The organism is Reyranella sp. (assembly GCF_050185545.1).
GTDB lineage: Bacteria > Pseudomonadota > Alphaproteobacteria > Reyranellales > Reyranellaceae > Reyranella.
The window spans coordinates 71,109-83,044 of the sequence record NZ_JBFWZI010000002.1 but is presented as its reverse complement, the minus strand read 5'-3'; the positions used below and the strand labels follow the sequence as shown (position 1 = coordinate 83,044).

Annotated in this window: 11 protein-coding genes; 4 read left to right on the top strand and 7 right to left on the bottom strand. The window is 64.0% G+C overall.

Translation table 11 applies throughout. The features are described from left to right. Positions 1–50: 50 nt before the first annotated feature. From AB7O82_RS01025 to AB7O82_RS00995, 7 genes are all read right to left on the bottom strand, one after another. On the bottom strand, positions 51–965 hold the full coding sequence (locus tag AB7O82_RS01025) for a carbohydrate ABC transporter permease (protein ID WP_428553150.1): 915 nt from the start codon (positions 963–965) through the stop codon (positions 51–53). Between the two features lie 2 nt (positions 966–967). Then, on the bottom strand, positions 968–1,885 hold the full coding sequence (locus AB7O82_RS01020) for a carbohydrate ABC transporter permease (protein ID WP_428553145.1): 918 nt from the start codon (positions 1,883–1,885) through the stop codon (positions 968–970). A gap of 9 nt (positions 1,886–1,894) precedes the next feature. Further along, the gene (locus tag AB7O82_RS01015) at positions 1,895–3,277 is read right to left on the bottom strand and encodes an ABC transporter substrate-binding protein (protein WP_428618423.1); all 1,383 of its coding nucleotides are present in this window, start codon (positions 3,275–3,277) and stop codon (positions 1,895–1,897) included. A 297-nt stretch (positions 3,278–3,574) separates the two neighbouring features. Then, positions 3,575–4,456, bottom strand: a complete 882-nt coding sequence (locus AB7O82_RS01010) for a carbohydrate ABC transporter permease (RefSeq protein ID WP_428541133.1) — start codon at positions 4,454–4,456, stop codon at positions 3,575–3,577. After that, complete coding sequence (locus AB7O82_RS01005) at positions 4,453–5,361, bottom strand: carbohydrate ABC transporter permease (RefSeq protein WP_428541136.1); 909 nt, start codon at positions 5,359–5,361, stop codon at positions 4,453–4,455. The genes AB7O82_RS01010 and AB7O82_RS01005 overlap by 4 nt, the downstream gene beginning before the upstream one ends. 73 nt (positions 5,362–5,434) lie before the next feature. Beyond that, positions 5,435–6,253, bottom strand: coding sequence for a Bug family tripartite tricarboxylate transporter substrate binding protein (locus AB7O82_RS01000; protein ID WP_428618422.1), 819 nt, complete (start codon positions 6,251–6,253; stop codon positions 5,435–5,437). A 600-nt stretch (positions 6,254–6,853) separates the two neighbouring features. Further along, on the bottom strand, positions 6,854–8,134 hold the full coding sequence (locus AB7O82_RS00995) for a CmcJ/NvfI family oxidoreductase (protein WP_428541141.1): 1,281 nt from the start codon (positions 8,132–8,134) through the stop codon (positions 6,854–6,856). Between the two features lie 60 nt (positions 8,135–8,194). On the opposite strand from AB7O82_RS00995, the gene AB7O82_RS00990 reads away from it, so the two are divergent. The 4 genes from AB7O82_RS00990 (at position 8,195) to AB7O82_RS00975 (ending at position 11,936) form a co-directional block, all read left to right on the top strand. After that, positions 8,195–9,127, top strand: coding sequence for an SDR family NAD(P)-dependent oxidoreductase (locus AB7O82_RS00990; protein ID WP_428541144.1), 933 nt, complete (start codon positions 8,195–8,197; stop codon positions 9,125–9,127). Between the two features lie 82 nt (positions 9,128–9,209). Continuing rightward, positions 9,210–9,632 carry a PRC-barrel domain-containing protein gene (locus AB7O82_RS00985; protein WP_428541147.1) on the top strand — a complete coding sequence of 141 codons (423 nt, stop codon included), beginning with the start codon at positions 9,210–9,212 and terminating at the stop codon, positions 9,630–9,632. Continuing rightward, complete coding sequence (locus AB7O82_RS00980) at positions 9,613–10,935, top strand: MFS transporter (protein ID WP_428541255.1); 1,323 nt, start codon at positions 9,613–9,615, stop codon at positions 10,933–10,935. The genes AB7O82_RS00985 and AB7O82_RS00980 overlap by 20 nt, the downstream gene beginning before the upstream one ends. A gap of 122 nt (positions 10,936–11,057) precedes the next feature. After that, positions 11,058–11,936, top strand: coding sequence for an N-acyl homoserine lactonase family protein (locus AB7O82_RS00975; RefSeq protein ID WP_428541150.1), 879 nt, complete (start codon positions 11,058–11,060; stop codon positions 11,934–11,936).

Sequence of the window (11,936 nt, the reverse complement as noted above, 5' to 3'; positions counted from 1 at the left end):
CGAAGGCCGACGCAACCCGGAGGCCGACGGCGACGAGGGTGCGTCGCGGCTCAACCCTTGACGCCGCCCATGGTCAGGCCGGAACTCATGCGGTGCCTAAACGCATAGTAGATACAGATCGGCGGCAGCGCATAGATGATCGCCGTCGCCATCATGTAGTTCCACGGCGAGACGTCGCTGTTCAGGAACTGAGCCAGGGCAACGGGCACCGTCATGCTCCGCTTATCCGACAGCAGCAGGAACTGGTACAAATACTCGTTCCAGGCCAGCAGCAGTGCATAGGTGCCGACCGCGACCAGTGCCGGCGCCATCAGCGGCAGATAGATGTGCAGGTAGATGTGCAGCGGCGACGCGCCATCGATCTTGGCCGACTCGTCGAGCTCGATCGGGATGCTTCGACCGTACTCCTGGAAGATGAAGATCGCGTAGGGCGTCGCAAAGGTCACCAGGGCGGCAATGACCGACCACGGATTGTTGGCCAGCCCGTAGGTGTTCATGATCAGGTAGAACGGAATCGCCAGGAACGATGCCGGGATCACGTATGTCAGCAGCGCCGCATTGGTGAGCAGCCAACCATTGCGTATGCGCATTCGCCCGACCGTGAAGCTGGTCAGCGACGCGATCAGCAGCACCAGGAAGGTCACCATGCCGGCGATGAATGTGCTGTTGCCGAACTGGTGCCAGAAATTTTTCAGGTACCAGAACCCCTGGGTGATGACGACCCAGAAGCTGTCCAGCGAGGGCTGCGCCGGCACGATATTGGTGCTGTAGACATCGCCTTCGTGCTCGAGCGCGATCATCACCATGTTGTAGATCGGCAGGAAGGTCCACACCACCAACACGGCATAAACCAGGGCTACCGCCGAGTTGATCGCATATCGCCGGCGTCGCGCCGCGCGCCGCATCCGCACGGCTGAACCCGACGGGGCGGCGAAGACCGGCGCCGCAGCCGCGACACTTCTCATGCTCACAGCTGCACCTCCGCCGTCTTCAGCTTGCGCATCAGGATGATCACCAGGGGGATCAGCACCGGCAGCGCCGTCATCACCGCCGCGACACCGAGATCCGGCCGGGCGAGGTCGAAGGCATTGCGTACGCCCAGGGTCGCGAGCAGGTGCGTCTCGTTGTTCGGGCCGCCTCCCGTCACGAAATATATCGTGTTGAAGTCACCGAGCAGGAAGATCGTCGCCAGCAGGGTCAACACGAGGTACAGGTTGGCGAGCAGCGGGAAGGTCACGAACAGGAAGCTGTTCAACCCGGTCGCGCCGTCGACCTTCGCCGCGTCATAGATGTCCTGCGGGATCGACATGCGGCCGGCCAGCAGGATCACGGTCCAGAACGGCGTCCATTTCCACAGATGCGCGACGATCGCGCTGCCCAACGCCGTCCAGCGCTCGTTCAGCCAGGACGGCCCCTCGATGCCGCCGAGAGTCCAGAGCGCGTTGTTCAGCAGGCCCCATTCGCCGTTGAGCATCCAATGGAGCGAGATGAAGGCGGGGAGCTGCGGCACCGCCCAGGGCAGCACAAACAGCATCAGCATCGCCTTGGTCACCCAGCCCGGCCGCATGAAGAGACCGGACAGCAGCAACGCCAGGAACAGCTTGAGGTTGACCCCGAGGGCCACGAATATCAGGGTGTTGACGACCGTGTCCTGGTAGGTCACGTCGGAAAAGACCTCGGAATACAGGGCCGGGTCTCTCCCCATCCACAGTCCGTAAAACACGGGATAGGCGACAAAGGCCAGGAACACCGCGACGTAGGGAACGCTGAAGGCGAGCGCCCAGGTGAACTCCGACCCCTTGAGATTTCCGCGGCAATAACGCCAGAACGACCGCCCCGGCCTCGCGGCAGGGCGGCCGACTTCCACTACGGACGCAGCAGTCATCGTCGCCTCTCAGGATTGCTGGATCGGATACTTGGCGAATATCTCCTGGAGCTCCTTGAAGCAGACGTCGATCGCGTCGGCCGCCTTCGCCCCCTTCTTCGCAACGGCGATCATCGCCTTGCTGTAGACGTGCTGCGCATAGACTTCCGCCATCGCCGGATTGTAGACGTAGTACTCCGGCTGGGTCGGGCCGAGCAGGCCGAACTGCACATAGCCTTTCAGATGCGGGTCCTTCGGGTTCTCCCAGAACGGAGTCTTGGCCAGCTCCGGCATCGTGGGAAGCCAGCGACCCAGGCCCGTCTCGATGAAGCTCTGCAGGACCTGCGGCTGGATGAAGAACTTGAGAAACTCCTTGGCGACCGCGACGTTCTTGGCTCCTTTCGGGATCACCGCGTTGGTGACCCCGACGATGGCAGTCACCGGCTTGCCGTCATCGGTGGTCGGATAGAGCAAGCCATCGCTCACGATCTCGTCGAAATACCATTCGGGGTGCTTTGCCTTGACCGCGACCTCGGTCGACAGCGTGCCGTCGACATCCATCACCATCAGCTTGGCGTGGAACGCGTTGTTGTCGTCGGCGTCGTTCCAATTGATGGCGCTCGGCGGAACGTAGCCGTCGCGGTAAGCCCCACCGAGATACTCGCAGGCCTTGATCGCCGCCGCCTTGATCCTCTCGTCGAGATTGAGCTTGCCGTCGGGCGTGACGATGCCCTGCCCGCCGAACCCGTGCATGAATGCGTTGAAGGTGTTGGCCGGGTCGACGCCGTTGGCCGACACCTGGAAACCGAGCCCATAGACCTTGCGCTCGCCCTTCTGGCGCAGGTTGTCCTGCACCTTCTTGTAGAAGTCGAAATAGCCTGTCCAGGTCCTGGGACGCTCCGCCAGCTTCATGCCGGCCTTCTCGATCAGGGAATTCCAGGTATGAGCAGGCACGCAGCCGCCGCGGATCGGCACGCCGTAGTAGGCGCGCTTCTTGGTGACGCTGTTGTAGGCGCGAGCTGCGCTCAGGTAAGTCTGGCTGAACTTGGCCTTCTGCGTCTCGACGACGTCCTCGGTCTCGATCAGTTTGTCCTGCCAAGCATAGAGCTGCAGGATCTCGTTCGGATTGTTCTGCGTCACATCCGGGACGACGCCGCTGGTGATGGCGGAGACGATCTTCTGCCGCATCGGCGCGAACGGGATGATGCTGAGCTCGACCTTGTTGCCGCTCGCCTTCTCGTAGTCGGCGACGGCCTTGCGCAGCGCTACATCCTCGTCCTCGACGAAGCCTTGCGCGAACCACATCGTCATCGTCTTGGCCTGGGCGTTGGCGATGTAGGGCGCCGCCAGGGTACCGGCAGCCGCCAGGCCAAACGATCCCTGCAGCAGCGAACGCCGCTTGAAGTGAGCCATGGTCGTCTCCTTACTGTGTCGCACCGCGTACTTGACGCTGACGCTACATTCTCGGTTTGGACGACTGATAAGGCAGGCTCGCCTGACAGGCGCTACTCGCCCGCCTGAACACTCAACACCAGTGAGTTCATAAAAACGCTAGCACATGCTCAGTCCCGAGGGAACCGGTGAAACCGGGATGGCGGCGTTCTCCCTGTGATCAGACTAGCCGCGCCGTACCGCACTGGACGGCGCGGGTGGCGGTCATGGACCCGCGTCGAGCCGGGCGGCTCCAACACGAGCGACTGGCCTTCGGCGTCATTGCTTGACGCCTCCCGCGGTCAGCCCCGCCGCGATGTAGCGGCGGATCGCAAAGAACAGGACAATGGGTGGAACGGCATAGATCAGCGAGGCCGCTACCGGATAGTTCCAGGGTGTATCCTCGTTGTCGAAGAAGGTGGCGAGCGTTATCGCCACGGTCTTGCTGTCGGGAGAGCTGAGCAGGATGAACTGGTACAGGTACTCGTTCCAGGCGGTGAGAAACGCGAATATCCCGACAACGGCCACGGCAGGTGACATGAGCGGCAGATAGATCCGCGTATAGACCTGGACCGGCGTCGCGCCGTCGATCCGCGCGGCATCGTCGAGCTCGATCGGAATCAACCGTCCGTACCATTGGAGTATCACCAGCGCGTAGGGGACGGCGAAGGTCACGTTCGCGGCAACGACCGCCCACAGGGTATCGATCAGACCATACCTGTGCATCAGCAGGTAGAACGGGATGACCAGGAAGTAGACTGGCACCGTGTACATCAGCAGCGCAGCGGTCGAGATTGTGCCGCCCTTGCCGCGCCACATGCGCCCCAACGCGAAGCTGCCGAGCGAGCTGATCAGCGCGGTGAGCGCCATCGTCATGGTGCCGATGAAGAAGCTGTTGCCGAACTGCAGCCAGAAATCCTTGAGGTACCAATAGCTCTCGAAAAACACCCCGGCGAACGCCTTGAGCGTCGGATCCGACGGCCAGATGTCCCCGGTGAACTCGGTGTCGCCTTCGGGATCGAGGGCAATCAGCAACATGTTGTAGAGCGGCAGAAGCCACCAGATCAGCAGCAGGACGGAGAGCACGGCCGCTCCAGCTGCATCGGCCGCCCGGCGCCACCGGTAGTTCGACCGGCGCGGCGAATACAGGGCGATGCTCATAGCTGCACCTCCCTCGTCTGAAGCCGGCGGACCAGCAGGATCCCGACCGGGATCAGTACAGGTAACGCTGCCACCACGGCGGCCACGCCGAGATCGGGGCGACCGTCGTCGAGCAGAAACTCGACGCCGACCGTCGCCAGGACAGCAGTGGACCCGAGGGGCGCTCCGCCGGACACCATATCGGGCGTGTTGTAATCGCCGAGCATCCAGATCGTCGCCAGCAAGGTGCAGATCAGATAGAGGTTCGCCAGCAGCGGGATCACGAGGTGGATGAAGCGGCGCAACCCAGTAGCGCCGTCGACCTCGGCGGCATCATAGAGGTCCTGCGGGATGGCCATCCGGCCAGCGAGGAAAATCAAGGTCCACAGCGGCATCGTCTTCCACGTGTAGGCGACGATGTTGGCGCCGAGCGCGATCCAGTAGTGGTCGAGCCATTCCGGACCGGCGATGCCAAACAGCTTCTCCAGCAGGCTGTTCAGGAAGCCCCAATAGATCATCATCCAATGGAAGGAAATGAACGCAGTCTGCGCCGGCAGGACCCACGGCAGCATCGAGACGACCAGCAGCGCCTTGACCCACCATCCGCGACGCATGAAGAATCCGGACAGCAACAGCGCGAGAAACACGCTGGCGTTCGCACCGATACCGACATAGAGCGCAGTGCTGACCAGCGCCTCGACGTAGTCGTCGCTCGCGAACAGCTCGACGTACAGGGCCGGATTGCTGGCCATCCACAATCCGTAGGCGATCGGAAAGACGGCAAAGGCGAGCAGCACGCCGACATACGGGATGATGAAGGCGACTGCCCAGCCAAACTCGGAGCCATGCAGAAGGCTGTGCCAGGCCGGCGGAAGGTACTGGTTGAAACTGACGCGACCGGAAGCGACCACATGCTGCGTGCTCATGCCTGGCCTCCCCTTCGTCCGAGACCACCCCGTTCATTCCATCCGAGGGCCCTTGCCGTTGGGGCCGCCGAAGTCACACCGGCTTGAGATTGGCCCGGCGGATCACCCTGGCCCACTTCTCTGCTTCGTGGGCGACGAGCTTGCCGAACTCGGCGGGCGTCATCGGCATCGGCGCGCCTCCAAGATCGGCAAACCGCACCTTCATCCTGGGATCGGCGAGGCCGGCGCCGATTTCCTTGTTGATCTTGTCGACGACCTCGGCCGGCATCCCCCTGGGGCCGCCCACGCCATACCACGCGCTCATCTCGTAGCCCGGCATAAACTCGGCGACGGTGGGTAGGTCCGCTACGGCCTCCGAGCGAGTCGCGCCCATCGTCGCAAGTCCGCGCAGCCTGCCGGCCCCGATGTACTCGATCGAAGAGGGAGGCGTGGGAAACAGAACTTCCGCCTCGCCTCCCAGCAGGCCGGCGAGGGCAGGTCCGTTGCCTCGATACGGGACATGAACCAGGTTTACGCCAGTCATCGTGTTGAACAGCTCGCCGGCAAGATGGCCGGCACTGCCAATGCCGGCGGAGCCCATGTTGATCTTGCCGGCGTTGGCCTTGGCGTAGGCGATGAATTCGGGCAGCGTGCGGGTCTGGACCGAAGGCTTCGTCACCACGTAGAGCGGTATGCTCATGACCCCCGCCGCCAGCGCGATGTCGCGAAGGAAATTGAAGGTGAGATTGCCGTACAGAGTCGTGTTGATGGCGGCTGGCACGCTCACCAGAAGGAGCGTATAGCCGTCGGCCGGCGCATTGACGACAATCTCGGTCGCGATGTTGGTTGCCGCCCGGGGCCGGTTCTCGACAATGAATTGCTGGCCGGTCCGCTCCGTAAGCCATTGCCCCATCAGGCGCGCGACGATGTCGTTGCCCCCGGCGGGGGCAAAGCCGACGACCCAGGCGTACCAGGCGCGACGGATAGGCCTGCGCCATCGCGCCGTGCGCCAATGCGGGCAGTGCGGTCCCGGCTGCGACCTCCAGGATTCGTCTGCGAGAAAACGTCATAGCGTTCCCTTTGCCTGGGAATAGCCCGCCGGAACGATCACGCAACCCGAAGTGCGACCACGCGGCGTAACCCGCCTGCACGCGATCCAATCAAAAGTGTTCGCTACACGACCGCTTGCGGGTCATCCGCCACGGTCAACAACGCGGGAACAGCACACCCTGGACGCTCGCCTGCGAATGATACGGCGCTGGCCAAGGCATGGAAAGGGAGATGATGGACCCGAGGAAGATCGGCGTCACCGCGACCAGGGCGGCGAGGCCCGACCGACCCTCGCACGCCGCCGCGAGCGCCCATTCCGTCGACAAATGCAAATTTTCCGTCATCCCGAGCGGAGCTGCCCGAAGACCGGCGCAGTCGAGAGACCTCAAAGGTCCCTCGACTACGCAGCTCCTCGGGCGGGTTCGGTCGGGAGGATGGTTTTTTTGCCAGATGCGTATGCGCTCTAAAAGAAGACGTAGGACCGGACCACGACGTTCTTGCGGCAGCGCGCATCCGCAGGCGCGGTCGGATCGATGCAGGCGGTGTGGAAGGACCAGCGCGAGACCGAGCCGTCGGTCACCGAGTCGTAGCATTTCAGCATCGACACTTCCGTCGACGTCTGGCGCGGGAACCAGTACCACTCGTGGTCGGGACGGTGCGTGAAACGCGTGGTCTCGCCGACGCGGTCGTCGTAGATGCGGTAGTTGGTGATGTATGGCTGGTCGGCGAAGGAGGGCCAGGCGCAGAGCACGAAGGGGAATTGCTCGACCGTCTCCATCGGCTTGGCGAGATTGATCGACACGAAGCGCCGCGACATCTTCCGATCGGCCTCTTCCTCCGTGTAGTGCTGCGTGCGCCCGAAGTTCCGCAGGTTCCTGGTGAGCAGCTCGCGACAGCGCACGCGGCCGCTGTTGTCGTTCAGGTCGTTGTGCACGAGGTTGACGTAGCGGGCGTTCACGCCCGGGTTCTTGTTGTCCTGGTCCTCCGTGCGGTCGCCCGCGTAGTCCTTGTCGAAGACGTCGTGGTTGTAGACCAGGGCATCGGTCGCGCCGGGGAAGAACTCGAGAAGGAGCTTCTCGATCTCGGGGTAGAACACCCGCTCCACCTCGGCCGAATCGTAGAAGTTCCGGCACTTCGACTCGAGGTGCGCCAGCGAGACGCCGAGCCGGTCCATGCAGTCGGGGCTGTCGGGCGACAGGCCCGGGTGGTACTCGCCGATGCGCCGGGCGTCGCGCATCACGTGCGGGAAATAGAGATCGCGCCGCCGATTCTGCTCCTCGTTCTTGCGCAGGATCTTCGCGACCTCGGCGCGCGCCGGGTCGCGCCACAGGGCGTTGGACGGGACGACCGAGTAGGTCGGGCGTTCGTAGACGGTATAGGCAAGCGGCAGCGCCAGGCCACCTTCGGGCGCCGTCATGCCCGTCGTGCGGATGTAATCCATGCACGCATCGTAATCGTGGAACCCCGGCCCCCACCGGGTCTCGATCGGACGACCCTGAGGCGCGTTGTCGATCATGTCGACGACGCGCTGGCCCTCGCCCTCGGCGATCTGGGCGAGTGCGTCCTCGAGCGCCTTGGCGGTTCCCGCATCGCCGTTCCGGTCGAACGACATGTAGGACAGGCCCCCGTTCGCCGCGATCGGCGCCGGCTGACCCTTCGTGAGCTGGAGCGGCGGCACATAGGCCGACGAACCTCTCTTCGTGCTAGCGGCGACGTTTCTTTCCGCGACCTCGAGCTGGCTCATCGCACACCTCCGGTTGATTTCCACGTGACGGTGGCACACGGCGCCTGAGCTTTCCAGATCATGAATCTTTTCCGGGTCATTAATCCAGGTCATGCGAAACGGCGCGGCGCGCCGCGCAAACATCTCGTCGCGTTCAGGTCCTCGAACGTGTCTGGCGTTTCAGCCTGTCCGGCCGGTATCGTCGTCGCTCGGGGCAAAGGCCTGACCACCAAGCGGCAGCACGGCCCCATAGCAAGGGAGAACAGTATGAAGCTCGCGGGGAAAATCGCCCTGGTCACCGGCGGCTCACGCGGAATCGGCCGCGCCACGGCGCTCGCCTTCGCCGCCGAGGGCGCCGACATCGCCTTCTGCCATCTGAACGATGATGCCAAGGCCGACGAAACCGCAGGCGAGATCCGCTCCCTGGGCCGACGCGCCCTCCACGGCTCGGTCGACGTTGCCGATATCGGGTCCGGGCGGGCCTTTGCCGGCCGGGCCGCCCAAGAGTTCGGCCCCATCGACATCCTGTTCAACAACGCCGGCATGAACATCCGCAAGCCGTTCGAGGCCTACACCGAGGAGGAATTCGACCGGATCCTCTCCGTACACCTGAAAGGCATGTTCTTCATGGCGCAGGCTGTCTATCCCGCGATGGTGGCACGTGGGCAGGGCTGCATCATCAACGTCGCCTCCCAGCGAGGCTTGAAGGGCGCGGTCAACTCGGCGCCCTACTCCGCGGCCAAGGCCGCAATCATGGGGTTCACGCGCGCGCTGGCGTGGGAAGCGACACCGAAGGGCGTTCGCGTCAACGCCATTGCACCCGGCCCGATCGTCACCGACCTCACCGCGACCATGACGCCGGAAGATCGTCAGGCCTTCATCGATGCGCTGCCGGTAGGCCGCTTCGGACGCCCGGAGGAGATCGCCGCTACCGCACTGCTGCTGGCCGGTCCGGACGGCGGCTTCTACGTCGGGGCAACCCTGTCGCCCAATGGCGGAGACGTGATGTACTAGGGGTGTCCAGGGAACCAAAGCGGATGCCATTCGTTGCGCTGAAACTTCGCCGGAGGCGTTCGACGAATGGCAGGGGCGTCAAATGCGCAGCAGGTTCACGATCGTCCTTTTCGCCTCGGCGCTGATCGCGCTGGCGGCGGCCGCCCAGCCCGGCGCGGTCCAGACACCGTCCGTCACCGTCCTCGCGGCGCAGGAAGTCCGCGGCATTCTCGGCCGTGACGTGCGCAGCAGGGCGGACGAAAACATGGGCCGCATCGTCGACGTGCTGGTCGATGGCGCAGGGCGGGTGCGGGCAGCCGTCATCGACTTCGGCGGATTTCTCGGTGTGGGCAGCCGCAAGATCGCCGTCGACTGGAAGGCGCTGCACTTCGTGCCTGCGGCAGGCAAGCAATATGCCGTCGTGCTGGAGCTGACACGCGATCAGGTGAAGCCCGCACCCGAGTACAAGGAGGACAAGCCGATCGTCGTGTTGGGCGCATCGGGCAATCTCGAAACGTTGCCATGACGGGCCACCGGTGACGGAGAGCGCCGCTCCTTCACCGCCCCGACCTTCGCAGCGCAGCCTCCGCAGGCTCGACTGGTTCGTCTTCCTTGTCGCCGACGTGCAAACCGGCTTCGGGCCGTTCATCGCCGTCTACCTGACGACACAGAAATGGACGCTGGTCGAGATCGGCCTCGTCATGACGGTCGCCGGCCTGGTCTCCCTGGCAGGCCAGATGCCGGGCGGCGCGCTGGTCGACGCCGCCCGTTCCGAACGCACCGTGGCCGGCGTGGCCGTCTCGCTGATCGCGCTCAGCGCCCTCATCTATGCGACCATGCCGGTCTTCCCGGCCGTGCTGGCGGCCGCGATCCTGCATGCTGCCGCGAGCTGCGTCCTGGGGCCGTGCATCGCTGCGATCAGCCTGGGCCTGGTTGGCCACGCCGCGGTTGGCGAGCGGTTCGGACGCAATGCGCGCTTCGCCTCGATCGGTTCGGGCCTCTCGGCCGCCGCGATGGGCGCCTGCGGTTATTTCTTCTCCGCCCAGTCGGTCTTCTTCGTCACCGCGGCGCTACTCGTCCCCACCCTGCTGGTGCTTCGCGGCCTGGCCCCGGAGGAGATCGACCCCGAGCGGGCGCATGGCAACATTCCCGGGCAGCAGGGCGATCCGATGCAACAGGACGGTCCCGATGGGCAGAGCGGGCCCCCTCAAAAAAGGAGAAGGTTGCTGGCCGATCTGTGGAGCCTTTTGCGCAATCGTTCACTGGCAGTGTTCGGCGCCTGCATCCTGCTCTTTCATCTCGCCAATGCAGCCATGCTTCCGCTCATGGGCAGCGTCCTCACGACCCGCTCGAGTGAATGGGCGACGGTGTTGATCGGCGCCTGCATCGTCGGACCACAGATTGTCGTCGCCTTGTTCTCGCCGTGGGTCGGACGCCAGGCCGAGCGCCTGGGACGTCGCCCGCTGTTGCTCGCCGGGTTCGCGGCCCTGCCGATTCGTGGCCTGCTCCTTGCGGTGGTGACCGACCCCTATCTGCTGGTCGCCGCGCAATTGCTGGACGGGCTGACAGCCGCCGTGTTGAGCGTCATGGTGCCCTTGACGGTAGCCGACCTGACGCGCGGCACCGGGCGCTTCAACCTGGTGCAGGGCGCCGTCGGAACCATGATGGGTTTGGGTGCTTCCCTCAGCCCGACGTTCGCGGGATACCTGAGCGACACGTTCGGCAGCCCCTTTGCCTTCCTCGGGCTCGCACTCACCGCCACACTCTGCCTGGCGACTGCGTGGCTCTTCATGGCGGAGACCCGACCGTCCACCGCCGTCGAGCGGTGAATGGGACGGGTTCGGCCGATGATGTCGGGCGGTGGATGATTGACGACCTCCGAAGGATGTGATGGACTTGCACGAATAGCGCGAGTTCCCTTGGTGGACGCGCGTTCAACGGGGAGGCTGGCATGATGCGCAAGACGATTGCTGCTTTGATGGCCTTTGCTTCGGCGACCATGCTCAGTGCCGTGTCACAGGCGCAAGACATCAAGCTCTACGCCTTCAGCTCGGGTGCACTCACCATCGGCAAGGGCGTGCTGCAGAACAACGCGCCGATGACGCCGGAGATTCAGGTTCCGGTCGGTTTTTATGTTGTGCGGCATCCCAAGGGAATTGTGGTATTCGACACCGGCAACAACGACAAGATCATCACCGACCCGTCCTACTGGGGCGAGGCGTTCAAGGCGCTGAAGCCGGTGAATACTCCCGACATCGCGATCGACGCCCAGCTTCAGAAGATCGGCGTGAAGCCGGACGACGTCACCTACGTGGTCGTCAGCCATCTTCACCTCGACCATGGCGGCAACGTCGTCAAGTTCCCGAAATCGACCATCGTCGTCCAGAAGTCGGAGATTCAGAACGCGTTTTGGCCGGAGGCCGGCACTGGCGGCCCCTACGTCCTCGGTGACTTCCTGCCGCTCAGGGCTCCCGGCGCCGACTTCCCGAATGCCGTCAAGATGCTGCAGCTCGACGGTGACAGGGATCTGTTCGGCGACGGTACGGTCGTCGTGAAGCGCTGGGTCGGCCATACGCCGGGCAGCCAGATGATGACGGTGCGGCTGAAGAACAAGGGTATGACCATTCTCACCGGCGACAACGTCTATTTCCGCGAGAACGTCGAGAAGAATCTGCCGCCCAACATCGTGCTCGCCTATTCCCCCAACGGCATCCTGACCGCCTACGAGTGGATCCGCTACATGATGGCCACGGAGAAGGCCGACTTCATGACCGCCCATGATCCCGACGCCTTCAAGGCAATGAAGAAGGCGCCGGAGTTCTACGACTGA